Here is a 25,456-nt window from a genome sequence, read left to right as displayed (position 1 = left end):
TCGACCGACCTAGCGTTCTAGGAGTGAACGCATCATCGGCGGCCCTGGCGGCCATTTCAGGACTCGGCTTCGGACTCTCTCTCATCGTGGCGATCGGCGCGCAAAACGCCTTCGTCCTACGGCAGGGCATCCGACGCGAGCATGTCCTGCCGGTGGTGGCGGTCTGCGCGGTGTCCGATATCGCGCTCATCGCCATCGGCGTCGCCGGATTCGGGGCGATCACGCGGGCGGCCCCCATGGTCATGACGGTCGCCAAGTACGCGGGCGTCGCCTTCCTCCTCGGCTACGCCTTCCTCGCCGCGAAACGCGCCTTCTCCGCCTCGGCGCTGACCGCGGGCGGCGGCACCCCGATCGCGCTGGGCGCGGCCATCGCGACCTGCCTCGCCGTCACCTGGCTCAACCCGCACGCCTACCTCGACACCATGGTCCTGCTCGGCTCCTTCGCCAGCACCTACGCCGCGCCGGACCGCTGGTTCCTGGCCGCGGGGGCCATGGTGGGCAGCATTCTCTGGTTCGTGGCACTGGGTTTCGGCGCGCGCCTGCTGGCTCCGTGGTTCGCCCGGCCGGTGGCCTGGCGCGTCCTGGATTCGATCATCGCGCTGGTGATGACCGCTCTCGCCATCGGTCTGCTGGTGAGCTGAAGCCGTCAGCGCCGGACGTCGGACACCTTGACCGGACGGCCCTCGCGGCGGGACAGTTCGCAGGCTTCGGCGATGTAGAACGCCTCGAGGGCCTCGCCGGGCGGACAGGGGTTCACCATGCCGCCGCTCGCCACACCCACGAAGGTGGCCAGTTCTTCGACATACGCGCCGTGGAAGCGGTCGAGGAAGCCCGGGTACGCGGGCAGGGGTGACGCCGGGTGCTCGGGCTCCACGGAGTGCAGCGGAGCCCGATCATCCAGTCCCACAACGGCATTGCCCAGGGAGCCGAGCACTTCGAGGCGGACGTCGTAGCCCGCGCCGTTGTAGCGGGTGAGCGAAACCGTGGCCAGCGCGCCGTCATCCAGGCGCAGGATCACCGCCGCGGTGTCCACGTCGCCGGCCTCGGCGAAGAACTGCTCGCCGCGATTGGCCCCGGTCGCGTACACCTCGGTGACCTCGCGGCCGGTGACCCAGCGGATGATGTCGAAATCGTGCACGCCGCAATCGCGGAACAGGCCGCCGGAACGCGGAATGTATTCCGCCGGTGGGGGAGCCGGGTCGAGGGTGGTGGCGCGCAGCGTGTGCACCCAGCCGAGTTCGCCCGAGGCGACGGCCCGGCGTGCGGCGCGGTAACCGGCGTCGAAGCGGCGCTGGAAGCCGATCTGTACGGGCACAGTCGAATTCATGACATGCCGGACCACGTCCAGGGTGCCCGCGATATCGGCCGCGATGGGCTTCTCACAGAACACCGGGATGCCGCGATCCACGGCGGCGGTGATGAGTTCGGGATGCGAATCGGTGGCCGTGGTGATCACCAGCCCGCTGATGTCGGCGGCGAACAGCGCCGCCAGATCCGGGGCGAATTCCACGTCGAGTTTGTCGGCGGTGGCGCGGGCGCGGGCGGCATCGGCGTCGGTGACGACCACCGCGTCCACCCAGGGCAGGGATTTCAGGGTTTCGGCGTGGAAGCCGCCGATGCGGCCGGTGCCGGCCAGGCCCACTCGGATCGCGTTCATGCTGTCGCCCAACCGATTCGGGCGGCATGTTCGGCGTTGGGTCTGGGAAGTGCCGTTGACGTTGCTCCGGGCAAGCCGGAGGTTCCTGACATCGCGATCAGGGTTTTCTGCTTCGCAGACGATTGCCCGCCCGGAGTGCTCCGTTGAGGTCTTACACCGTCTCCACAGACGGACACCGCTCGTCCAGCGGCCAGAATATTGCGTGCCGCGTTGACATCGCGGTCATGAACCACTCCGCAGCAGCACGTCCAAACGCGCATTTCGAGCGGCAACCTCTCTTGCAGGGCGCCACACGAGGAACAAAGCTTCGACGACGGGTACCACCTGTCGATCGCGATGACTTCGCGTCCGTACCAGGCTGCCTTGTATTCCAACATGTTTCGTAGCCTTGTCCATGCTGCATCGCTGATCGCACGAGCCAGGCTCGGATTCTTGATCATGTTGCGCACACACAGATCTTCGATCACGAGCGTTTGGTTCTCACGCACGAGTCGAGTTGTGAGTTTGTGGAGATGATCGAGTCGACGATCGGCGATACGGGCATGAATGCGCGCCACTTTCGTGCGCGCCTTATGGCGGTTGGCTGAACCTTTTTGCTTCCGTGCCAGTTTGCGCTGAGCGTTCGCCAGGCGCCTGCGGTCTTTGCGTTCGTGACGTGGGTTGGCGACCTTCTCCCCAGTGGATAGCGTGACCAGATGGTCTAGACCCGCATCGATGCCGACTGCCGAGTTTGCCTGCGCCAGTGGCTGCACGCGGGCGTCTTCGCACAAAATGGATACGAACCAGCGGTTGGCAGAGTCTCTGGTGACCGTAATGGTCGATGGCGCAACGCCTTCTGGTAGAGGCCGTGACCATACGATGTCGAGTGGTTCGCTCATCTTAGCCAGGATCAACCTGCTGTCGCAGTAACGGAACGCGGAACGGGTGTATTCAGCCGATGCGCGGGACTTCTTCCTCGACTTGAGTCGAGGATACCGAGCCTGTTTGTTCCAGAAGTTGGCGAATGCCGTTTGCAGATGTCGAAGTGCCTGTTGCAGGGGAACCGACGACACCTCTGTCAGGTAGGCCAGTTCCTCAGACCTTTTCCATTCGGTCAGCAGTGCCGAGGTCTCGACGTAGTTGACTCGACGACCCTGCTGCCAAGCGCGCGAGCGCGCGTCCAACGCGAGGTTGTAGACCTTGCGCACGCAACCGAATGTGCGCTCGAGCTCAGCGGTTTGCGCGGGTGTCGGGTAGAAGCGGTACCTGAACGCCCGCTTCACAGGCACAGTCACGGCTCACATGATAGCCAATTAGCATGTAAGGCGCTGGTGATTGCTTGTAGCGTGAGCCTGTAGCAGGTGTACTCGCCTCCTTCTCGCTAGCGATGGGTAGCCATGCAATGAATAGCTTTATGCCTCAATCATTTCCACAGCTGCGTATCGCTGCCGCGCCGATCTCCTGGGGAGTTTGCGAAGTTCCGGGATGGGGGCACGTCCTCGATTCTGGGACAGTGCTTTCCGCGATGGCCGCACTCGGGATCGCCGCGACGGAGTTCGGGCCGCCCGGGTATCTACCTGAGGACGCCGATGAGCTACGCACGCTGCTCACCGCCCACGGCATCGCACCCGTCGGCGGATTCCTCGCACTGCCGCTGCATCGCGACCAGACCGCCGTCGTGGATTCGGCGCGCAAGACCTTCGAGCGCTTCCGTGCGGCGGGTGCGGAGGTGGTCGTGCTGGCCGCCGCCACCGGGCTGGACGGCTACGACACCCGCCCGGAACTCGGCGACGACGAATGGCGCACGCTGATCGACACTGTGGCCGCGCTCGACCGCGTCGGCCGGGAGTACGGCCTGCGCGTCACCGTGCACCCGCATGTCGGCACCCATATCGAGGCCGAGGCCGAGGTCGAGCGCTTCCTCGCCGACTCCGACGTTCCGCTGTGCCTGGACACCGGGCACCTGCTCATCGGCGGTACCGACCCCGTGCTGCTGGCCCGGAAGTACGCCGACCGCATCGGCCACATCCACCTCAAGGATGTCCGGCGGTCCCTGGCCGAGGAGGTCCGCGGCGGCCGCGTCGACTACAGCGAGGCCGTCCGGCGCGGGCTGTACGTGCCGCTCGGTGACGGCGATGTCGATATCGCGGCCCTGGTCGGCGCGGTCGACGCGGCCGGATATCGCGGCTGGTACGTGATCGAGCAGGACACCGCCCTGAACCCGGGCGATACCGCCGACGGTCCGACCGGGCACGCGGAACGAAGTGTGCGACACCTGTCCGAAATTGGGGCCGATATCGCCTCCGCTCGGATGTAGTGGAGGGGTGACAAAGATGTCTGAATCGAATCGATTCCGCCGTTGGCGCCGGCTGACCCCGTGGGTCGCCGCCGCGGCCGTGCTGGCCGCGTGCAGCGGACCGGGCGCGGACGTGGCCGGTACCACGCAGGCGCCCGCCGAGGTCGGCGAGCTGAAGTCGGTGGCCGTGGTGACGCACGGGTCGCCGGGCGACGCCTTCTGGAATGTGGTCAAGAACGGCGCGCAGGCCGCGGGCAAGGATCTGGGCGTCCGGATCGAATACAACTCCTCCGGTGATCCCGGGCAGCAGGCGCGGCTCATCGACAATGCCGTCAGCCAGCGCGTGGACGGACTGGTGGTGTCCATGGCGAATCCGGATGCGCTGCTGCCCTCCCTTCGCAAGGCCGTCGCGGCCGGAATTCCGGTGGTGACCATCAACTCCGGTGAGTCGCAGAGCGCGGGAGCCGGGGCCATCGGACACGTCGGGCAGAGCGAGAAGCTGGCCGGTGAGGCCGCCGGGAAGCGGCTGGCCGATGCCGGAAAACGCAAGCTGCTCTGTGTGATTCACGAGGCGGGCAATGTCGGGGCGAGCGATCGCTGCGCGGGCGCGACCCAGGGTTTCGGCGGCAATGCGACCACCATCCAGGTCGACATCAACAACCCGGTCGACATCCAGGCCCGCATCAAGGGCGCGCTGGAGTCCGATCCCGCGATCGATGCCGTGCTGGCGTTGAATTCGCAGGTGGCCGCCCGTGCGGTGGGTGGTGCGCAGGATGCGCGCTCCCGCGCCGCGGTCGCCACCTTCGATCTGAATACCGATGTGGTGGACGCGATCCGGGCGGGCACGCTGCTGTTCGCGGTCGATCAGCAGCAGTACGAGCAGGGCTATCTGCCGGTGGTCATGTTGCAGCTGTACAAGACGAACCTCAATACCGTCGGCGGCGGTCGCCCGGTGCAGACCGGACCGGCCTTCGTGGACAAGGACAATGTCGATGCCGTTGCCGAGCTCGTCGGCCAGGGCACCCGGTGAGCGCGGTCGGGAGTGAATGAAATGACTACTGCGACAAAGACATCCGACGTGACAGTGCCGCAGGAGGATCGGATTCCGATTCTCAACCGGCTCATCCAGCGCCCCGAGATCGGCGCGCTGCTGGGCGCGCTGGTGGTGCTGATCTTCTTCTCCCTGGTGGCCGACAACTTCCTGTCCGCCTCCGGAATCGCTGGCTGGCTGGATGATTCGGCCACCCTGGGCATCATGGCGGTGGCGGTCGCCATGCTCATGATCGGCGGGGAGTTCGATCTCTCCGCCGGTGTGATGACGGCGTCCACCGCACTGGTCACCGCGATCCTGGCGGTCGAGGCGGGCTGGAATCTGTGGTTCGCACTGCTGGTTTCGCTCCTCTTCGCGCTCGCGGTGGGTGCGATGAACGGCTGGCTGGTGATGCGCACCGGCCTGCCCAGCTTCATCGTCACCCTCGGCACCTTCCTGGCCCTGCAGGGACTGAATCTCGGTGTGACCCGGCTGATCACGAACGAGGTGCAGGTGTCGGGCGTGCGCGGTGCCGACGGCTACGAGTCGGCGGGCTGGGTGTTCGCCTCCACCACCAATATCGGCGACGCGCGCATCCAGGCGTCGGTGGTGTGGTGGATCGTGCTCACCGCCATCGCGGCGATCGTGCTGGTGCGCACCAGATTCGGCAACTGGGTCTTCGCCGTCGGCGGTTCGCTGCCCAGTGCGCGGGCGGTGGGCGTCCCGGCCACCCGCACCAAGATCCTGCTGTTCATGACCTCCGCCTTCGCGGGCTGGGTGGTGGGCGCGTGCAACCTCATGCGTTTCGCCACCGTGCAGGCGAATCAGGGTGTGGGACTGGAGTTCCAGTACATCATCGCCGCGGTGATCGGCGGCTGTCTGCTCACCGGCGGGTTCGGTTCGGTGGTGGGCGCGGCCCTGGGCGCGCTCATCTTCGGCATGGCACGGCAGGGCATTGTCGCGGCCGGCTGGAACAGCGACTGGTTCATGCTGTTCCTCGGCATCCTGCTGATGGCCGCCGTGCTGGTCAACAATGAGTTCAAGAAGCGGGCGGAAAGGGTACGGCGATGAACGTCCCACTCATCGAAACCGTCGACATCGGAAAGCGTTACGGCGGCGTGGTGGCCCTGGAGGGCGTGTCCACGGTGGTGAATCCGGGCGAGGTCACCTGCGTGCTCGGCGACAACGGCGCGGGCAAGTCCACGCTGATCAAGATTCTGGCCGGGGTGCACCAGCACGATGCCGGGGAATTGCGGATCGAGGGCGAGCCGGTCCGATTGTCCTCGCCGCGTGAGGCTTTGGACCGGGGCATCGCCACCGTGTATCAGGATCTGGCCGTGGTGCCGCTCATGAGCGTGTGGCGCAATTTCGTGCTCGGCTCCGAACCGGTCCGCACACTCGGCCCGCTGCCGCTGCTGGATCGGGCCGCCGCCCGCGACATCACCCGGAAAGCGCTGACGGACATGGGCATCGAGATCCGTGATCTGGAACAGCCGGTGGGCACGCTGTCCGGCGGGCAGCGCCAATGCGTCGCCATCGCGCGGGCCGTGCACTACGGGGCCAAGGTGCTGATCCTCGACGAGCCCACGGCCGCACTGGGTGTCAAACAGGCGGGGGTGGTGCTGCGCTATGTCGTGCAGGCCCGCGATCGTGGCCTGGGCGTCGTGCTCATCACCCACAACCCGCATCACGCCTACCCGGTGGGCGATCGGTTCCTGCTGCTCAAACGTGGCGCGATGCTGGGCAGCTACGAGAAGTCCGAGATCGACCTGCCCGAGCTCACCCGGCAGATGGCAGGCGGTGCGGAACTCGAAGCGCTGCAGCATGAATTGGAACGGGTGGTGCAGCCGTGACGGATCTCGAAGTCCTCACCGTCGGCCGGGTGGGGGTGGACCTCTACCCGCAGCAGAGCGGCGTCCCGCTCGCCGAGGTGACGAGCTTCGCCAAATTCCTCGGCGGTACGGCCACGAATGTGGCGGTGGCGGCGGCCCGGCTGGGCCGCCGGTCGGCGGTGCTCACCAAGGTCGGCCCGGACGGCTTCGGCGACTTCGTACGAAAAGCACTGCGGGAGTTCGGGGTCGGAGCGGAGTTCGTCTCGACCGCGCCGGATCTGGCCACGCCGGTGGTGTTCTGCGAGCTGAACCCGCCCGCCGATCCGCCCCTGCTGTTCTACCGCGCGCCCATCGCCCCGGACCTGACCCTCACCGCCGACGAGATCCCCTGGGCTGCCGTCGAATCCGTGCCGCTGCTGTGGGTCACCGGTACGGGGGTGAGCGCCGAACCCGGCCGCGGCACCCAGCGCGCGGTGCTCGAGCGCCGCGCCCGCCGCGGTCACACCGTGCTCGACCTGGACTACCGCCCCATGTTCTGGCCCGATATGGACACCGCTCGCGCCGAGATCGGCTGGATGCTCGATCACGTGAATGTGGTGGTGGGCAACAGAACCGAGGTGCAGGTGGCCGTCGGCACCGCCGACCCCGACGAGGCCGCCGACCGCCTGCTGGCCCGTGGCGTGCGGGTGGCCGTGGTCAAACGCGGCGCCGAGGGCGTGCTCATCGCCACCGACGCGGAACGCTGGACGGTGCCGCCCTGCCCCGTGGACGTGGTGTGCGGTCTGGGCGCGGGCGACGGTTTCGGCGGCGCGCTCGCGCACGGACTGCTCTCGGGCTGGGACGCGCACCGCATCGCCGCCTACGCGAATGCCGCGGGCGCACTGGTCGCCTCCCGGCTGGCCTGCGCCGACGCCATGCCGACGAATGCGGAGATCGAGGAGCTGCTGTGCATCTGACCGACGAGCGCTGGCACGAACTGCTCCGGCTGCGGGCGGTGGAGCCCGAGGCGGTCCGGCAGGCGTACGCCGACCGTCGCCGCCGCCCGAACCTGCTGTCGGAGCGGGGAACCCTGTTCCTGGTGGCCGCCGATCACCCGGCCCGGGGCGCACTCGGCGTCGGCCCGGACCGCACCGCCATGGCGGATCGGCGCACCCTGCTGGAACGCCTGCTCATCGCGCTGGACAATCCGGCGGTGGACGGTGTGCTCGGGTCGCCCGATATCGTCGAGGAGCTGCTGCTGCTGGACGCGGTGCACGATAAGATCGTCATCGGATCCATGAACCGGGGCGGGCTGGCGGGGGCGGACTGGGAGATCGACGACCGGTTCACCGGGTACGACGCGGAGTCGCTGGTGAAGTATCGGCTCGACGGCGGGAAAATGCTGCTGCGCCTGGTGGATTCGGATCCGGGCACGGTGCCCACGCTGGAGGCGTGTGCGCGTGCGGTGTCGGAGCTGGCCGAGCACGGGCTGCTGGCGATGGTGGAGCCGCTGCCGTATCGCCGCGACGATTCCGGTGCGCTGGTGATGCAGAAGGATTCGGCGTCGCTGCAGCGCGCGATCACCGTCGCGTCGGGTCTCGGGGTCACCTCCGCCTACACGTGGCTGAAAATCCCCGCACCCGAGGATGTTTCGGCGCTGGATGCCACCACGCTGCCGGTCCTCGTGCTGGGCGGCGCGCCGTCGGGTGATCCGCAGACCGATCTGCGGTCATGGGGCCAGGCGTTGCGTCATGATGTGGCAAGGGGTCTCGTGGTCGGGCGCAGCCTGCTCTATCCACCCGATGGCGATGTGGCGGGCGCGGTCGACGCGGCGGCCCGCGTATTGGAGGCGGCCCGATGAAAGACCTGCACCGGCCCGACGGCACCCTGCGCGATGGCCCGGATCCCATTGCCCTGACACCGGAGGACGCGGGCTGGACCTACACCGGCCTGCGCGTGCTGCACCTGGCGGCGGGGGAGACCCGGGTGCTGAACACCGGTGATTTCGAGGCGTTCGTGCTGCCGCTGTCCGGATCGTGCCGGGTGCGCGTGGCCGGCCGGGTCTTCGACCTGGCCGGTCGCGACACGGTTTTCACCCGGGTGACCGACTTCGCCTACGTCCCCCGCGACGCCATGGTCGAGATCACCAGCGCGGCCGGTATCGAACTGGCCCTGCCCATGGCGCGGTGCGAACGCCGTCTCGATCCGAAATATGGTCCGGCGGAACAGGTTCCGGTAGAGGTGCGGGGCGCTGGCCAGGCGTCGCGGCAGGTCACCAACTTCGGGGTCCCCGGCGTCTGGGATCACGCCGACAAACTCAATGCCTGCGAGTTGATCACCCCGGACGGCAACTGGTCCTCGTATCCTCCCCACAAGCACGACGAGGCGGGGGAGTGTGAAGTGGTCAACGAGGAAATCTACTACTTCCGCATCGCGGGCGGCGACGGAATCACCCCGTCCCGCACCGGATTCGGTCTGCATCGTACCTATACCGCCGACGGCGCGCTGGACGAGAACGTCGCCGTCCGCGACGGTGACGTCTTCCTGGTGCCGCACGGTTACCACGGTCCGTGCGTCGCCGCGCCCGGCTATCCCATGTACTACCTGAATGTCCTGGCCGGGCCCGCTCCCGAACGATCCATGGCCTTCTGTGACGATCCCGCGCACGCCTGGGTGCGGTCGCGCTGGGCCGGCGAGGCCGTGGATCCGCGCTGTCCGGTCACCACGCACGAAGGACGAAGGCTATGGAACTGACGACCGCGCAAGCCCTGGTGGCCTGGCTCATCGCACAGCATTCGGAAACCCTCGAAGGCCGTGAAGTGCCGCTGTTCCCAGCGGTTTTCGCCATTTTCGGGCACGGCAACGTGCTCGGTCTCGGCACCGCCCTGGAGGAGCGCCGCGACATCCTGCCCGTGTGGCGCGGGCACACCGAGGAGGGGATGGCGCTGGCCGCCGTGGGGCTGGCCAAGGCCACCCAGCGCCGGCAGGTCGGCGTCGCCACCTCGTCGATCGGCCCCGGCGCGCTCAATATGGTCACGGCGGCCGGTGTGGCGCATGCGAATCGGCTGCCGCTGCTCCTGCTGCCCGGTGACACCTTCGTCAGTCGCGCGCCCGATCCCGTCCTGCAGCAGGTTGAGCATTTCGGTGATCCGACCGTCACGGTGAACGACGCCTTCCGTCCGGTGAGCCGCTATTTCGATCGGATCACCCGGCCGGAACAGCTGATCGCGACGTTGCCGCAGGTGGCGCGGGTGCTGACCGATCCGGCGCAGTGCGGGCCGGTGGTGCTCGCGCTGCCGCAGGATGTGCAGGCCGAGACCTTCGATTTCCCGGAGACGCTGTTCGAGCCGGTCGTGCACCGGGTGCCGCGGCTGCGTCCCGATCTGCGCGCGGTGGCCGAGGCGGCGGAGGTGCTGCGCGGGTCGCAGCGCCCGCTCATGGTCCTCGGCGGTGGCGTGCGCTATTCGGGTGCGGCCGAGCAGGCATTGGATATCGCTGTGCGCCATGGCATTCCGGTCACCGAGACGACGGCCGGGCGCACCCTGGTCCCACATGATCATCCGCTCTACACCGGCCCGCTCGGCGTCACCGGCTCGGCGTCGGCCAATGTGATGGCCGCCCAGGCGGATGTGGTGCTGGCGGTCGGCACCCGCTTGCAGGACTTCACCACCGCCTCCTGGACGGTCTTCCCGCCCGATATCAAACTCGTCCACCTCAATGCCGCGGGCTTCGACGCGGTCAAGCACGGTGCGCTCGCCGTCGTCGGCGACGCGGACGCGACCCTCACCGAACTGGCTCCCGCACTGGGTGATTGGACAGCCGAGCCGCACTGGACCAAACACGCCGCCACGGTGCGCGGCGAATGGGACGCCCACATCGACAAACTGCGCGCCCCCTCCATCGGCGCACCCAGCTACGCCCAGATCGTCGGCGTGGTCAACGAGCTCAGCACCCCCGCCGACTACGTCATGACGGCCTCCGGCGGCCTGCCCGGTGAACTCATCGGCGGCTGGCGCGCCCCCGGCGGCGCACCCACCATGGATGTCGAATACGGCTTCTCCTGTATGGGTTACGAGCTCGCCGGGGCCTGGGGCGCGGCGATGGCCCACACACACGGCCTGGTCACCACCATGCTCGGCGACGGCTCCTACCTGATGCTCAATTCGGAGCTGTTCTCCGCCGCCTTCGCCGGTCACCCCCTGGTCGCCGTGGTCTGTGACAACGACGGCTACGCCGTCATCGCCCGCCTGCAGGAGGGCCAGGGCGGGGTCCCCTACAACAACTTCTACGCCCACTGCCGCACCAACCATCCCCGCCCGCCCCGCGTCGACTTCGCCGCGCACGCGCGATCATTGGGCTGCGTCGTCTTCACCGCCGCCGAACTGTCGGAGTTCCGTGACGCCTACGCCCACGCCCGTCAGGCCGCCGTCGCTGAACGCCGTCCCGCCGTGGTGGTGGTCCGCACCCAGCAGGCCGCCTGGACCGAATCCGGTGCATGGTGGGAAGTCGGTGTCCCGCAACATCTCTCGGGCCGGGACGACTACGAGGACCACAAACCCCAGCAGCTGCGCCACATCGCGCCGAACTAGCCTGTGCGGCCCGCGCCGGGGCAGCGGTCGCGGGGCCGAGCTCGGGCCGCGTTGCGGTTCGGCGCTCGGGTCTCACTCGGTGTCGGTGAAAACCGTGCCGACCTCGCGCATGCGCGCGATCACATGGGTGGGGTCGAGCAGCGATTCGGGCAGGTGGACGCCGGGTGTCGCGGGGGCGCCGCGCAGACCGAGGAGTCGTTCGACGCCCAGGGCGACGCCGAGCGCGGTCAGCGGCCGCTGACCGTCCGGATGCGTGAAGTAGCGGGTTGTGCTGCGGGAGTTGCCGTTCGGATCCGTTCCCCGCATTTCGATCCGGACCTCCACGGCGCCCTGCGCGCCGCGGCGGCGGCCCGCGGATTCGCCGTTCGCGAAATCGAATCGGACGTTCGGTGCGCCGGTGGCGAGGGCGATGCTCGGCACGTCGAGGGTGGCGATGCTCTGGCCGGGCAGCGTCACGCCGTCGCCACTGGTGACCTCCGCCTGGGCCGCGGCGGCGTCGATCCAGGTGAAAACGCCGTCCCGGCGCACGAATCCGGAGGTGGTCGTTGCCATGAGGCGTTGCAGATCCGCCTGTGCCGCCGGTCCGCCGGCGTCCTTCTCATCGAGTACGGAGCTGACCCGGATGGTGTCGACGCGGTCGAACGCGCGGGCCGAGTCCATGGTCGCGAGCACGACGAGCCCCGCCAGATAATGGCTGGCAATCAGCATCGGCGCGGTGCCCGGCCGCTGGGACCAGGCGACCACCTCGGGTGCGGTGTCCACCATGCCGCTGGAAATGCCGAGGTAGGGCACCGCGTGGTCGAGCGCGTAGCGCAGTCCGTGCAGGTGGTTGTCCCATACTGCCGCGACCACCGCCGTGGGCTGGTAGTCGGCGGGCAGTCCGAGGCCCGCGCGGGTCAGATCGATGGTCACGGCGTCGGCCGTGCCGAGCTCGTCGGCGACCCGCCGGGCGCGCTCGAGATCGCGGCCCGCGAGGGTGAGCGGCAGCGTCGGATACCACTGTCGCAGCAGGGCGGCCGTGCCCGCGCCCGCCTGTCCCGAACCGCCCATGATCAGTACCGATGACGACTGTTCCATTGGAAGCTTCCTCTCACGTACTAAGCTACATTTTGTAACCTACACTTTGTAGCTTAGAGTGGAAGCCGAGCGCAAGGGAGGCCCGTGACCACGACATCGACTCGCCTGAGCAAGCAGGCCAGGCGGGAGCAACTGCTCGACACCGCGCTGGCGATGGTGCGCGCCCAGGGTGCGGACGCGTTGACGCTGCCCACCCTCGCCGAGGCCGCCGGGGTGAGCAGGCCGATCGTGTACTCGCATTTCGACACTCGGCCCGCCCTGCTGCTCGCGCTGTACCGGCGGCTCTACGAACGGCATCGGGCCGCGACCGCGGAGGCGCTGGATACCGCCGGATCCGACGCGACACAGATCGCCTGGGTCATGAGCGCCGCGTATTTCGGCTGTGCCGCCGATATGCCCGAGTTCACGGCCATCTCCGCTGCGCTGAAGGGCGATCCGGCGATGGACGCGGCCCAGCTCGAGATGCTCGACAGCTATACGGATCTGATGGCCGACGCCCTGCGACCACATTCCGGCCGGACCGGCCGCGACCTCCGGCTCCGCTGCGTCGGTCTGCTCGGTGCGGCCGAAGCCCTTGCCGCCGAGCTGAATCGGGGGCGCATCACGGTGGCTGCGGCGATCACGGCGCTGGCGGATCTGATCGTGGGCAGCCCCGGAGCCGGGTCTTCGGACTAGCTCCGCGCCGTTGTCCGTCGCCGGGACAGGGGAATTCGGGCATACCGCCACGGGGGTGAATCCCGCGGTCATTTGTGGCAGACTCAGCGCAAACGCACGCTACGGGGAGTTTGAAGGTCGCAATGGATCTCAGTGCCATCGAGCACCAGGTGGCAGCGGATCGGGCATCCGCGAGGGATCGTTCGGCCGAGGCCGAATTGCGATTGGCCGCCTCGCTGTGTGAATTCGCCAAGGCGCTCATCGCCACCAAAACCGATGGCTCCCGGGACCGCTCGGCCTCCGCGCTGGAACCCGCGCAGGAGGCCACGCTCATCCGGTTGCGCTGGCTCACCGCCGGTCATGTGACGGCCGTCTTCGCCAACGAGGTGCAGGAGGCGCTGCGGCTGTTCGAACTGGCGGCGCGCACCATCGGGCATCGCGAGCTGGCCACCCACACCATCCGCAATGCCTGTCACGCGTATCGGCAAGTGGCGCAGCAGTATCCGAACGCGGCGGCGGTGTGCGCGGACGCGCTGTCCAAATGCGGCGTGTGGTTGTGCCGGCTGGACCCCAACTCCGCGGTGGCCGCCTGCGAGGATGCCGTGCGCATCCGCGCCGCACTGTTCGCCGCCGATCCGGAACAGGCCAACCGCTACCTGTCGAGCCTCAACACCCTGTTGCGCACGCTCATGGTGGGGCGGCAGCGCAAGCAGGCGCTGTCGATGTACCGCGACACCTACGCCGCCGTCACCTCCCCGGCCATGACCCAGCGCCTGCGCGAAATCCGGATCGAGGACATCGGTTTCACCAGTAAGACCAGCACCGCGCTGCTCAAACTGGACTGCACCACGCTCGAGCGCGCGGGATATCTGACCCAGCAGCAGATCCTGTATCAGACCTCCGGTGACCTGGCCACCATCGAGGAGGTCAACTGGCAGCTCGCGCTGGTCGGCCTGAAACCCCTGGCCGCCGGGGCGCTCGCCGATCCGCCGTCCAAGCCGGTGGAGATCAGCACCTCCTTCGGGGCGCTGTCGGTGCGCTGCTCCTCGCGCAATGCCGTCACCCTGGTGCGCGCGGCCATCCTCGCCGCCTATTCCGCCGACGGCGCGCAGACCGTGCCCAGTACCGCCTACCTGGGCGTGGACGAAAAACACTGGAGCACTTTCGAACCCGAAACCAATACCGCCGAACGCCTGGGCGAGGACGTGATCCTCATCGAAAAGGTTTCCGAGCACTGGGTTTCGGTGAAGAGTCTGAACTGGGAGCTTGCCCCGGTCGGCAAACATCCTTTGGCGCTGCGGCTTTCCCAGGAATGGCCGGTGGTCTCGGTCACCACCACCGAACATATGTCCTATGAATTGTGCTGGTACGAGGGCGGTTCGGCTGTTCAGTACGCCGCCCTGGGTTTGCCGGCCGGGCAGATCGCGCTCGAAAAGCCCCTCGCACCTTTGGATTTCGCGGCGCTGTCGGATTACGGCGCGGATTACGCCTCCGAGACCCAGGTGCGCGCCGCATTCGGCAATACGGCCATGTTCGCGAAACTGACAAAACTGCCCGCCAGCGGTATCCGCCAGGCCGCGGAATCCGGGCCGCTGGAAGCGCACGGATCCAACATTCTCTACTTTCGAGCCGGTGTCGCATAACAGTGATGCGAATCACTCATGAACGGTAACCTGTTCTAACCCTGGCCGAGAGCGCTGCCCACGGAGGAAACTGGTCAGCCGAAAGGCCGTGGGCAGAAAGGTTTCTCGGCCATGAGTTCCGCTCCGACCGCCCCACCATCGTCCGCGCCGCCGGCACCCACGCTGCTGACCGGTCTGTGGCAGCGCAAACTGCCGCACTACCCGGAAACCCCGGCGCGATCCTGGTACCTCTTCCTCGTCGTGATCGTCTCGATCGCCCTGTACTACCAGCTGTTCATCGCCGGAGCCGTGGGCAATGAGCTGATCGCCGACTTCGGGCTCACCTTCCGGTACTTCGTCGGAATCTTCATCGCGGGCGCGGCTTTCGGTGCGGCGGCCTCGGTGGCCGCGGGCCTGCTCGACCGGTGGGGGCGGGCCAATATCGTCGCCTACGGCACGGTCATCGTCTCGCTGCTGACCCTGCTCGCCGTACCGGCCACCACCACCAAGGAGTCGTATCTGGTGGTGTACTGCCTGGTCAGCATTGTGGAAGGCGCGGTGCTGGTGGCCACGCCCGCCCTGGTGCGCGACTTCTCGCCGCAGCTGGGCCGGGCCTCGGCCATGGGATTCTGGACGCTCGGGCCGGTGCTCGGCGCGCTGGTGACCACCGAGATCTCCGCCAGCACCCTCGATGATCATCCGGACTGGCAGTTCCACTACCGGCTGTGCGGCGCGATCTGTGTGGCCATCTCCATTCTCGGCTTGATCTGGCTGCGTGAGCTCAGCCCCGCGCTGCGCGATCAGATCATGGTGTCGCTGCGGGACAAGGCGCTCATCGAGGCGCGGGCGCGCGGGCTGAATGTGAGTGAGCTGGAACGCGATCAGTGGAAGCAGATGCTGAAGCTCAATATCGTCGGATCCGCCTTCGCCATCTCCATCTTCCTGGCGTTCTTCTACACCATCGTGTCGTTCCTGCCGGTGTACATGGCGACCAACTTCGGTTTCACCGCGGCGCAGGCCAATGCGCTGGGCAACTGGTACTGGATCGCGAACGCGCTGGCCCTGGTGCTGACCGGGATCGTGTCGGACTATCTGAAGGTCCGCAAACCGTTCATGATCTTCGGCGCGATCATCAGCATCATCGGCGTGTTCGTCTTCCTCGGGTACACCGATCGGCCGGGTACCGACTACTACACCTTCGCCATGGTTTTGAGCTTCATCGCCATCGGCACCGGCATCGCCTACTCCACCTGGATGGCCAGCTTCACCGAGACCGTCGAGAACCGCAATCCGGCGGCGACGGCGGTCGGGCTGGCGGTGTGGGGCGGCACGCTGCGGACCATCGTCACCTTCGTGCTGCTGGGTCTGCTGTTCGTGGTGACCGCGGCGGGCACGCTGGTGAACTACGGTCCGCGACTGCAGGAGATCGCCGGGAAGTACCACACGGAGATCGCGACCATTCAGAAGGTCGGCGCGGACAACATGGCGAAACTGGGTGAGAATCCGGGCGATCAGGATGTGCAGGCGACCGCGCTGGCCAAGCTCACCGGTGAAGCCCCGGCGGATATCAAGACGGTGCTGGCGCTGAACGCGAAGTTCGGGCCGGAACTGGCCGCCCTGCAGGCGGTCGACACGCAGACCGTGACCGCGCTGTTCACCAATCCCAATGATCAGGCGGCGGCGGCCAATGCGGTCGGTCAGATTTCGCGGAAGCTCAATATCCCGGCGGATCAGGCCGCGGCGAGATTGGCCGGGGCACAGCAGATTCCGGTGAACGAACTGGCGGTCGCCTCCCGGCTGGGGGCCTCGGTGACCACGGCGGGTGAGCAGCTGCAGGCCGTGGCCGCGATTCCGGCCGAAGATCGGCAGTACCTGTCCGACCACGCCACCGAAGTGCAGCAGGCGCGGCAGGATTCGGCCGAGCAGTGGAAGACCTGGTGGTGGATCTGCCTCATCGCGCAGGTGTTGTTCCTGCCGTTCGTCTTCCTGATGTCCGGGTTCTGGAGCCCGCGCAAGGCGGAGGAGGCCGCCGCCGCGCACGAGGCGGCCGTGGATCGCGAACTGGCACAGCTGGCCCCGGAGCCCGTCCGGTACAGTTAATGAAGTGCAATCGATCAACCCTGTGGCCGCGACTTTCGATCTGCTCGGCGATCGGCTGACGCTGACGGTCCTGCGGTACGCGTTCACCGATCACGCGCAGCGGTTCACCCAGTGGGCCGACCGCACGGGCGCGCCGCCCGCCGTGCTCACCGCACGGCTGGCGGCGCTGGTGGAAGCCGGTGTGCTGGAACGCGCGCCGCGCACGGGCGAGCGGTTCGAATACCGGCTCACCGCACTGGGCGTGGCCACCTGGGAGATTCTGGTCGGTGTGTGGTCGTGGCAGCGGGAGTGGACGGCGCACGGGGTGCTGCTGCCGGAATTCCTGCACACCGACTGCGGGCACCGCGGTCCGCCGGTGGTGATGTGCCGAGGCTGCGGGCGCACCGTCACCGCGTTCGACACCGAGGTGGAACTGGATCGGGATGCGCTGTGGCACATCACCTCCGGGCGGCGCAGGTCGGCGGGACAGGCGGGTGGGGACGCCGGTTTCGGGGAGATCATGGAGGCGCTGGGGGACCGGTGGAGTGCCTCGATCACCGGGCTGGCGCTGGCCGGGGTGCGGCGGTTCTCGGATTTCCGCGCGGCACTGAACATGTCGCCGACCACCTTGACCGAGCGGTTGAATCGCCTGGTGGCCGCCGGGATTCTGCGGCGGGCCGAAGACGGCGGGCGGGAATACCGGTTGACGCCGCGCGGCCGGGCGCTGTTCGGGGTGTTCGCCTTTCTGCTGGCCTGGTCGCGGCGAGCGTACCCGGAGGTCGAGGCGGCGGCTGCCGGGCTGCTGATCCGGCACAAGGAATGCGGTGTGGCGTTGGAGCCCGGCCTGCGGTGTCGCGGGTGTGAATGCGAGATCGGGCGTACCGATGTGGGATTCGAATCCCTCCCGGCCGCCGGCGGCGCCGATCCGGTCGAGCCTTGACAGCCCTCGATGAGACGCGTATCACTTCAGTAACTGTACTGAATCTGCCGGAGCCGCTACGGCCCGGCCGTTGGAGGCGTCGCTCATGCCGCTCAATGAAGAACTCATCGCACCCGCCGCCGAGGCACTGACCAATCCGTACCTCGAAGGTCCCTACGCGCCGCAGGCGCACGAAATCACCCGCACCGCACTGGAAGTGCTGTCGGGCGAACTGCCCGCCGACCTCGACGGGGTGTATGTGCGCAACGGCCCGAACCCGCAGTTCGCGCCGCTGGGCCGCTACCACTGGTTCGACGGCGACGGCATGCTGCACGCGGTGCATTTCGAGAACGGCCGCGCCACCTACCGCAACCGGTATGTGCGCACCGCCGAATTCGAGGCCGAGCGGGCGGCGGGAACGGCGTTGTGGCGCGGCGTGATCGAGCCGTGGGACGGCAATCCGGCCGGCGACCGCCGCGAACGCAACTCCGCTAATACCGATCTGCTCTACCACCACGGCAACCTGCTGGCCCTGTGGTACCGGGCGGGCAAGCCGTACGCGGTGGACCCGATCAGCCTGGAGACGCGCGGTATCGACACCTTCAACGGCACACTGCCGGGCGAGGTTTCGGCGCACGCCAAGGTCGACGAGCGCACCGAGGAACTGCTCTTCTTCGACTACGGCATCAATGCCCCGTACCTGCGCTACGGCGTCGCCGACGCGGGCGGCACGGTCACCCACTTCACCGGCCTCGAAATTCCCGGCCCACGGTTGCCGCACGATATGGCCATCACCGAGAACCATTCGATTCTCATGGACCTGCCCCTCTACAACGATCCCCGGGCCGCGGCGGCGGGCCGGTTCAAGATCTTCTTCGACCGCACGCTGCCCAGCCGATTCGCGGTGCTCCCGCGCTACGGCCAAGGCGCACAGGCGAAATGGTTCGAAGCCGAGCCCGGCTACATCTACCACACAGTCAACTCCTGGGAGGAGGGCGACGAGATCGTGCTGGTCGTCTGCCGGGTCACCGAACCCAGCCCCGTCTCCGACCGCGCCCACCCCCTCGCGCAACTGCTCGCCTACCTGCGCCCCGAAGCGAAACTCCACCGCTACCGCTTCAACCTGCGCACCGGTGTCACCCGTGAGGAGACCCTCGACGACGTCAACACCGAATTCCCCGCCATCGCACAGTCTTGCACCGGCCACCCCGGCCGCTACTCCTATCAGATGCGCCTCTCGGTGGATCGCACCATGATCTTCGACGCCGTCATCAAATACGACATCCGCACGGGCACAAAGGAAACCGCCCCCTTCGGCGACGGCATCTACGGCAGTGAACTCACCGTCGTCCCCCGCCCCGGCGCGACCGCCGAGGACGACGCCTGGCTCACCATGTTCGCCCACGACAACCACACCGGCCTGGCCGAACTCTGGATCTACGACGCCGCGAACCTCACCACCGGCCCCGTCTGCCGCCTCGGCATCCCCACCCGAGTCCCGCTCGGCTTCCACGCCACCTGGGTCAGCGGCGACCGCATGCGCGCCGCCGCCCAACCCCTCGGCTGAAAAGGATTGCGCGCGTGTCTGATCCGCTACTCAGCGTCAGCCTGCCCTACTGGCAGGACCGCGACCCCATGGACGCTCTCCTGGTAGCCGAAGCCGCCGAAGACCTCGGCTACGACCGCCTCTGGCTCGGCGAAATGGCCACCTTCGACGCCCTCGCCCTGGCCACGGCGATCGGCCGGACACCCGGCCGCATGCCGATGTGTATCGGTCCGCTGGCCGTGAATGTCCGGACGCCGATGACCATAGCGATGGGCATCGCGAGCGTGGCGGCCTTGACCGACCGCACGGTATCCGTCGCGCTGGGCACCTCGAGCGACGTCGTAGTCCACGACTGGCATGGCCGCGAAAGAAACAGAGCCACCGCTCATCTCGAAGAATCCACCCGGATCGTGCGAACACTGTTGTCCGGTGCCAAAGCGAACTTCGAGGGTGTGGCACAGCGCAGCCACGGCTACCGACTGCGGCTGCCCGTGCCCCGGCCGGGGCCGGGCGATTCGGACTCGGCGGCGCTGCGCGCGGGCATGTCTCCTCATGCGGCCGATACGAGCATGTGCGAGCGCCCGGAAGCGGTCAGCGCGGTGCGGCCGCCGACCATCGACGTACACCGGTCGGCCGATGCCTGCGAGATAGCGGTTGCCGCCTTCGGCGCGCGGGCGCTGGCCGTGGCGGGCCGGTTCGGGGATCGAGCGGTGCTGAACCTGGTCACGCCACAGCAGGTGTCCCGATGTGCCGAAGCGATAGCGGAATCCGCGTGGGCGGCGGGCCGCCCGACCCCGCCCGTCTCGGTGTGGGTGACCGCCGCCGCCGACCCGACCGCCGAAGAGTGGGCAACGGCCCGCCGGGGCGTCGTGGCCTATCTGCGTGCCCCCGGCTACGACGCCATGTTCCGTGCCGCCGGTTTCGCCGACATTGTCGACGCGGCGCACCACGGCACTCACCCGCGCGAACTGCTCGCGGCCGTACCCGATGCGCTCGTCGCGGCGGTCGGAATGTTCGGTGATGCCGCGACCCTGGCCACCAGGCTTGCCGCCTTCCGAGCCGCAGGCGCGGACGAAGTGGTCGTGGTCCCGTTGACCTCGCCCGGCGACCCCGCAGGTCGCCGGACACTGGCCACCCTGGCGGCCTTGCCCCGCGAGGAAACCAGCGACCCGAGCGATCGCTCCGAAAGCCTTGCGGGGAAGCTTCCATGAGCCCCGATTCAGGCCGACGGCCGCGATCAAGCCACCGGCCGGAGGCGCCGGCGGCAACCGCGGTCGCGAAAGCTCCCACGCCACCACCACCGGACTCGACGATCAACGGGACCGGGTGGCCGGAGCGCGCCGGCAGCTGCTGTCACCCGATGCCACTGACCGCTGAATCCGGCTCCGAGCAGGTGGTCGAGGCGTTCACGCCGAATACACGTTCCTACCGAACACCTACGAGTACGCGGGGAATCCGATGACCCAACCATCCACTTGCCACCCCGAAAGCACCGTGCGGGAGTATCTCGAGCGGGGGTGGTGGACTTCCGATACGTTGCCGGGGATATTCCGGGGTCGGGTGGCGGCCGCGCCCAGGGCGCTCGCCCTGTCCGATCCGGCCAATCTCGCGGAGCTCACCGGTGCGTCGCCGCGCACGCTGACCTGGCGTGAGCTCGACGAGCAGGTCGGGGATATCGCGGCGGTGCTGTTCGCGCACGGCGTGCGGCAGGGGGACGCCGTGGCGGTGCTGGTGCCGAATTCGATTGTGCTGACGGCTACGTATCTGGCGCTGTGGCGGTTGGGGGCGGTGGCCACGCCGATGCCGGTGTCGTATCGGCGGCATGAGATCTCCGGGATTGTGGCCGCGACCGGAGCAGTTGCGATCGTGACAGTGGGGGCGCTCGCCGGGCGGGAGCTCGCGGCCGAGGCGTTGTCGGTGGTGGGGGAGGGAGCAGTGCTCGCCCTCGGGCCCGGTGTGCCCGACGGTGCGGTGGAGATCGGCCCACCGGGGGACGAAGCGCGGAAGTTGTTCGGGGAGTACGAATCCGGGCTCTCGGTGTCGGTGAACGATCGGGTGACAGTGTGCTGGACCAGTGGAACCGAGGCCGCGCCCAAAGGGGTGCCGCGGTGTCATGCGGATTGGCTGGCCATTGCGCGGGGGGTGCAGGACGGGCTGGGGGTCACGCCGGAATCGGTGGTGCTCAATCCGTTTCCGATGGTGAACATGGCGGGGTTCGCGGCGGCGTTTCTGCCGTGGCTGCTGGCGGGTGGGCAGCTGGTGCAGCATCATCCGCTGGATCTGCCGGTGTTCTTCGGGCAGATCGCCGCGCATCGGGTGACGCATACGAGTATGCCGCCCGCACTGCTGACCATGCTGTTGCAGAACGAGAGTCTGCGTGCGCGAGCGGATTTGAGCTCGCTGCGGACGGTGGGCTCCGGGGGTGCGCCGTTGCCGCCGTCGGTGGTGCGACGGTGGCAGGAGGAGTTGGGGATCTCGGTGCTCAATTTCTTCGGGTCCAATGAGGGGGTGAGCCTGCTGGGGGCTCCCGTCGACATTCCGGATCCGGAGGTTCGCGCCCAGCATCTGCCGAATTACGGTGCGGACGGAGTGAATTGGTCGACCGGGTTGGCGCGGAGCACCGCGGTCAAGCTGGTGGATGTCGTCACCGGGGAGACGGTGACCGAACTCGGTGGGCGCGGGGAGCTTCGGATGCGGGGGCCCGCGGTGTTCGGTGGGTACCTGCCGGGGACCGCGACCACCGAACCGTTCGATGCGGAGGGATATCTGTGCAGCGGAGATGTTTTCGAGCGGTGCGGTGACGATGGGCGGTATCTGCGGTTCGTGGAGCGGGTGAAGGAGATCATCATCCGGGGTGGCATGAATATCGCGCCCGCCGAGATCGAAGGACTGTTCGCCGACCACCCCGCGATCGCCGACGTGGCCGTGGTGGGGTATCCGGATTCCGTACTGGGGGAACGGTGTTGCGCCGTGGTGGTGCCCGCGCCCGGGGCGAGCGTCACCCTCGAGGATCTGGTGGCCCATCTGCGCGCCCGGGACGTGGCCTCGTTCAAGCTGCCCGAGCGGCTGGAGATCGCGGAATCCCTGCCGCGTAATCCGGTGGGCAAGCTGTTGCGCCGCGAACTGCGCGAACGTCTCTGATCCAACGATTCTCAGGAGTTCAGCATGTCCACCGCCGTACATATCCTGGGCGGCAGCCAATCCGATTTCGCCGTGAACTGGCATCGCGCCGGTCTCGGCTTCGACGCGCTCATCGGTTCCGTGCTCGAGGACGCCTTCGATGCCGCTCGCGTGGTACCCGCCGATATCGGAGTCATACACGTGGGCAATGCCTTCGGGCAGCTGTTCACCGGTCAGGGGCAGCTCGGCGGCATGCCCGCCACCGTGTATCCGGACCTGTGGGGCGTCCCGGCCACCCGGCACGAGGCGGCCTGCGCCTCCGGCAGCACCGCCGCCCTGGCCGCCATGTCCGACCTCGAATCCGGTCGCTACGACTGCGCCCTGGTCCTCGGCGCGGAACTGGAGAAGACGGTCCCCGGTGGGCAGGCGGCGAAATTCATGGGTGCGGCCGCCTGGGCGGGTCACGAAGCGCAGGACACCGATCTGGTGTGGCCGGCCCAATTCGCCGCCATCGCAGCCGAATACGATCGGCGCTACGGGCTCGATCCCGCGCATCTGCGAGCGGTGAGTGAACTCAATATCGCGAATGCCCGGCTGAATCCGCTGGCGCAGACCCGGGATTGGCAGTTCACGCCGGACAGTTTCACCGCCGACGACACCGCCAACCCGCCTGTCGCGGGCCTGCTCCGCCGCCAGGATTGCAGTCAGATGACCGACGGCGCGGCGGCCGTTGTTCTGGTCTCCGATCGATTCCTGCGGCAGCGCAACGATTTACGCCCGACCGCCACCATCACCGGCTGGGGTCATCGGACAGTGGGCCTGCCGTTGGATCAGAAGCTCGCTGCCTCGGCTGCGGACGACTACGTCTTCCCGCATGTCCGCCGCACGATCCTCGATGCCCTGAGCCGCGCCGGACTCCCGGGCATCACCGCGGTCGACGCCGTCGAAGTGCACGACTGCTTCTCCATGTCGGAGTACCTGGCCATCGACCATCTCGGCATCACCGCGCCCGGCGAGAGCTGGAAGGCCATCGAATCCGGTGAGATCGCCAGGGATGGAAGCCTTCCCGTGAATCCCGGCGGCGGCCTGATCGGCATCGGACACCCGGTGGGAGCCACCGGGGTCCGCATGCTGCTCGACGCCTTCAAGCAGGTGACCGCCCAGGCAGGCGGCTACCAGCTCCCGGACGCGCGTCGGGTCGCCACCCTGAATATCGGCGGAAGCACCACCACGGCAGTGAGTTTCATCGTCGAAGCGGTCTAGAGCGAGGTGGCTGGGCCGGCGAAGATCAGGCCGCCGTCGACGAGCAGGTCCTGCCCGTTGACATAGGACGCCTCCCCGGAGGCGAGGTAGGCGACGGCCGCCGCCACCTCCTCGGAGGTCCCCACCCGCCCGGCTGCCACCGACGCGCCGGCCGCCGCCTGGCCCTCGGCGGACAGCTCGGATCGGAAGGCCGGGGTGTCGATGAACCCGGGGCTCACCGAGTTCACCCGAATTCCCCTGGGCGACAGTTCGGCCGCCAGCGACCGCGCCAGATTGTGCACGGCCGCCTTGGACGCGGAGTACAGCGCCGACCCCGGCACTCCGCGACGCGGGGCGAACGAGGCGTTGATGACGATCGCCGCGTGATCGGGGAGCAACGGCAGCGTCTTCTGGATGGTGAAGAACGCACCTTTGAAATTGGTATCCAGCACCCGGTGGAACTCGGTCTCGGTCACCGCCTCGATGGGCTGGAAAGCGCCGATGCCCGCATTGGCGAACACCACGTCGAGTCGCCCGAACCGGGTGCGAACAAGCTCGGCCAGCGCGTCGAGGTCGGCGAGATTCGTGGCATCCCCGGCGACTCCGGTCACCCGTTCGCCGAGTTCCTCGACCGCCGCGTCCAACCGGGCCTTGTCGCGTCCGGTGATGATCACCTGTGCGCCCTCGGCGCGCAGCCGCCGCGCGGTGGCCAGCCCCATCCCGCTGGTGCCGCCGGTGATGAGTGCGATCTTGCCGTCGAATCGGAAACTGTTCTGCGTCATGGCAACAGCGTGCCGACGCGCGCGAGAGGTATACAGTGCGCGTTTATCGTAGGCCTGGCACCACCCGGATAATCCGTCCGCCGCAGCTCGCGTCATGGCAGCAAGGCCGCCGTCGCAGCTCGCGTCATGGTGGTCAGGCGGCCGTGACCCACGCCGGGACGGCCGTCAGGCCGGTGCCGCGAGGCGCAGGTTGCGCAGCCGAGCCAGGCGCAGTGCCGTCTCGGTGCCGGGTTTCGGGTTGTAGAGCACCACCGACCAATCCGGCCGGTCGCTGACCGTCAGCGTGATCGCGTCGAAGAACAGCTCCCCGATCTCGGGATGCCGCAGCGCGTTCACCGCCTGCACCGGCACTCCCACCTCGTGGCGCGCCCACAGCTCCGCGAACTCCGGGCTCTCGGAGCCGAGTTGCGCCACCACTCGCCGGAACTCCGGGTCACCCGGCGCGTGCGCCGCGTCGGAGCGATAGGCGGCGGCCACGGCAGGCGCCGCCGATTCCCAGATCTCGCGCATGGCCAGATAGCGCGGACTGGTGAAGAAGGTGATCAGGCAGTTGCGCGGGGTCCCGTCGAAGCCCATGACCGCGCGAGCGGTGTCGTTGTAGGCCAGCACATTCCAGTACCGATCGCGCAGCAGCGCGGGCTGTTCGGCCCAGGAGTCGAGCAGTTGCCGCATTTCCGGCGTGACCTCGCCGCCTCCCGCGCCACCGAGGGGCGGCGGGTTCAGTCCGGCCAGCAGATACAGGTGCGCCCGTTCGGGTTCGGCGAGCCGCAGCGCGCCCGCCACCGCGTCCAGGACATCCGCCGACACCGTGATATCGCGCCCCTGTTCGAGCCACGTGTACCAGGACACCCCGACCCCGGCCAGCACCGCGACCTCCTCGCGCCGCAGCCCCGGTGTGCGCCGTCGGCCGGAGCCGGGAATTCCGACCTCGCCGGGGGTGAGCCGTTCGCGCCGGCTGCGCAGGAAATCCCGGAGCTGCGCACGCCGGAGCTGTGCGGATTCGCTGGTCATACGCCACGCTAACAAGGATGCCGGTGGCCCGGAACCCCCGCT

At 68.1% G+C, this 25,456-nt stretch carries 22 protein-coding genes; 17 read left to right on the top strand and 5 right to left on the bottom strand.

Annotation, left to right across the window (positions count from 1 at the left end; translation table 11 throughout):
- The first annotated feature begins 23 nt into the window (after window positions 1-23).
- Window positions 24-641 (top strand): LysE/ArgO family amino acid transporter, encoded by a 618-nt coding sequence (locus tag JK358_RS07335; RefSeq protein WP_307817358.1) that lies wholly within the window; start codon window positions 24-26, stop codon window positions 639-641.
- A 5-nt stretch (window positions 642-646) separates the two neighbouring features.
- Here the strand turns inward: JK358_RS07335 and JK358_RS07330 are convergent, their stop codons facing one another.
- On the bottom strand, window positions 647-1,657 hold the full coding sequence (locus tag JK358_RS07330; RefSeq protein ID WP_201945024.1) for a Gfo/Idh/MocA family protein: 1,011 nt from the start codon (window positions 1,655-1,657) through the stop codon (window positions 647-649).
- Window positions 1,654-2,931, bottom strand: a complete 1,278-nt coding sequence (locus tag JK358_RS07325) for an RNA-guided endonuclease InsQ/TnpB family protein (protein WP_504739703.1) — start codon at window positions 2,929-2,931, stop codon at window positions 1,654-1,656. Before JK358_RS07325 ends, JK358_RS07330 begins: the two co-directional genes overlap by 4 nt.
- Before the next feature lie 119 nt (window positions 2,932-3,050).
- Between JK358_RS07325 and JK358_RS07320 the strand changes: the two genes are divergently transcribed.
- Genes JK358_RS07320 through iolD form a run of 8 tightly spaced genes read left to right on the top strand, consistent with a single transcriptional unit; the run spans window position 3,051 to window position 11,362 of the window.
- Window positions 3,051-3,953 (top strand): TIM barrel protein, encoded by a 903-nt coding sequence (locus JK358_RS07320; RefSeq protein WP_201945023.1) that lies wholly within the window; start codon window positions 3,051-3,053, stop codon window positions 3,951-3,953.
- 16 nt (window positions 3,954-3,969) lie between these two features.
- Window positions 3,970-4,962, top strand: coding sequence for a sugar ABC transporter substrate-binding protein (locus JK358_RS07315; RefSeq protein WP_201945022.1), 993 nt, complete (start codon window positions 3,970-3,972; stop codon window positions 4,960-4,962).
- 21 nt (window positions 4,963-4,983) lie between these two features.
- Complete coding sequence (locus JK358_RS07310) at window positions 4,984-6,033, top strand: ABC transporter permease (protein ID WP_201945021.1); 1,050 nt, start codon at window positions 4,984-4,986, stop codon at window positions 6,031-6,033.
- A complete protein-coding gene (locus JK358_RS07305) occupies window positions 6,030-6,815 on the top strand; it encodes an ATP-binding cassette domain-containing protein (protein WP_201945020.1) in 786 nt (261 codons plus the stop codon). The genes JK358_RS07310 and JK358_RS07305 overlap by 4 nt, the downstream gene beginning before the upstream one ends.
- On the top strand, window positions 6,812-7,750 hold the full coding sequence (gene iolC, locus JK358_RS07300; protein WP_201945019.1) for a 5-dehydro-2-deoxygluconokinase: 939 nt from the start codon (window positions 6,812-6,814) through the stop codon (window positions 7,748-7,750). The genes JK358_RS07305 and iolC overlap by 4 nt, the downstream gene beginning before the upstream one ends.
- Complete coding sequence (locus tag JK358_RS07295; RefSeq protein ID WP_201945018.1) at window positions 7,741-8,634, top strand: Cgl0159 family (beta/alpha)8-fold protein; 894 nt, start codon at window positions 7,741-7,743, stop codon at window positions 8,632-8,634. The genes iolC and JK358_RS07295 overlap by 10 nt, the downstream gene beginning before the upstream one ends.
- Window positions 8,631-9,527 (top strand): 5-deoxy-glucuronate isomerase, encoded by an 897-nt coding sequence (gene iolB, locus JK358_RS07290; protein WP_201945017.1) that lies wholly within the window; start codon window positions 8,631-8,633, stop codon window positions 9,525-9,527. Before JK358_RS07295 ends, iolB begins: the two co-directional genes overlap by 4 nt.
- Entirely contained in the window at window positions 9,518-11,362 is a 1,845-nt protein-coding gene (gene iolD / locus JK358_RS07285) for a 3D-(3,5/4)-trihydroxycyclohexane-1,2-dione acylhydrolase (decyclizing) (protein WP_201945016.1), read from the top strand. The genes iolB and iolD overlap by 10 nt, the downstream gene beginning before the upstream one ends.
- Window positions 11,363-11,434: 72 nt before the next feature.
- Here iolD and JK358_RS07280 read toward each other — a convergent pair whose 3' ends face one another.
- Window positions 11,435-12,439: a saccharopine dehydrogenase family protein gene (locus tag JK358_RS07280; RefSeq protein WP_201945015.1), complete on the bottom strand. Its 1,005-nt coding sequence runs from the start codon at window positions 12,437-12,439 to the stop codon at window positions 11,435-11,437.
- Window positions 12,440-12,523: 84 nt separating this feature from the next.
- Between JK358_RS07280 and JK358_RS07275 the strand changes: the two genes are divergently transcribed.
- From JK358_RS07275 to JK358_RS07240, 8 genes are all read left to right on the top strand, one after another.
- The gene (locus JK358_RS07275) at window positions 12,524-13,114 is read left to right on the top strand and encodes a TetR/AcrR family transcriptional regulator (protein ID WP_307817356.1); all 591 of its coding nucleotides are present in this window, start codon (window positions 12,524-12,526) and stop codon (window positions 13,112-13,114) included.
- Between the two features lie 122 nt (window positions 13,115-13,236).
- On the top strand, window positions 13,237-14,736 hold the full coding sequence (locus JK358_RS07270) for a hypothetical protein (RefSeq protein WP_201945014.1): 1,500 nt from the start codon (window positions 13,237-13,239) through the stop codon (window positions 14,734-14,736).
- Window positions 14,737-14,847: 111 nt separating this feature from the next.
- A complete protein-coding gene (locus tag JK358_RS07265) occupies window positions 14,848-16,815 on the top strand; it encodes an MFS transporter (RefSeq protein WP_201945013.1) in 1,968 nt (655 codons plus the stop codon).
- A gap of 4 nt (window positions 16,816-16,819) precedes the next feature.
- A complete protein-coding gene (locus tag JK358_RS07260; RefSeq protein WP_201945012.1) occupies window positions 16,820-17,734 on the top strand; it encodes a winged helix-turn-helix transcriptional regulator in 915 nt (304 codons plus the stop codon).
- Between the two features lie 85 nt (window positions 17,735-17,819).
- A complete protein-coding gene (locus JK358_RS07255) occupies window positions 17,820-19,280 on the top strand; it encodes a carotenoid oxygenase family protein (protein WP_201945011.1) in 1,461 nt (486 codons plus the stop codon).
- Between the two features lie 14 nt (window positions 19,281-19,294).
- Window positions 19,295-20,470, top strand: coding sequence for an LLM class flavin-dependent oxidoreductase (locus JK358_RS07250; protein WP_201945010.1), 1,176 nt, complete (start codon window positions 19,295-19,297; stop codon window positions 20,468-20,470).
- Window positions 20,471-20,717: 247 nt separating this feature from the next.
- On the top strand, window positions 20,718-22,400 hold the full coding sequence (locus JK358_RS07245) for a class I adenylate-forming enzyme family protein (RefSeq protein ID WP_201945009.1): 1,683 nt from the start codon (window positions 20,718-20,720) through the stop codon (window positions 22,398-22,400).
- A gap of 24 nt (window positions 22,401-22,424) precedes the next feature.
- On the top strand, window positions 22,425-23,642 hold the full coding sequence (locus tag JK358_RS07240; protein WP_201945008.1) for an acetyl-CoA acetyltransferase: 1,218 nt from the start codon (window positions 22,425-22,427) through the stop codon (window positions 23,640-23,642).
- Here JK358_RS07240 and JK358_RS07235 read toward each other — a convergent pair.
- Window positions 23,639-24,403, bottom strand: a complete 765-nt coding sequence (locus JK358_RS07235) for a glucose 1-dehydrogenase (protein WP_201945007.1) — start codon at window positions 24,401-24,403, stop codon at window positions 23,639-23,641. The genes JK358_RS07240 and JK358_RS07235 overlap by 4 nt on opposite strands.
- Before the next feature lie 165 nt (window positions 24,404-24,568).
- Window positions 24,569-25,414 (bottom strand): helix-turn-helix transcriptional regulator, encoded by an 846-nt coding sequence (locus JK358_RS07230; protein ID WP_201945006.1) that lies wholly within the window; start codon window positions 25,412-25,414, stop codon window positions 24,569-24,571.
- Window positions 25,415-25,456: the final 42 nt, after the last annotated feature.

It is taken from the genome of Nocardia acididurans, assembly GCF_016741815.1.
GTDB lineage: Bacteria > Actinomycetota > Actinomycetes > Mycobacteriales > Mycobacteriaceae > Nocardia > Nocardia acididurans.
The sequence above is the reverse complement of the archived record's forward strand: the minus strand, read 5'-3'. Positions and strand labels throughout refer to the sequence as shown.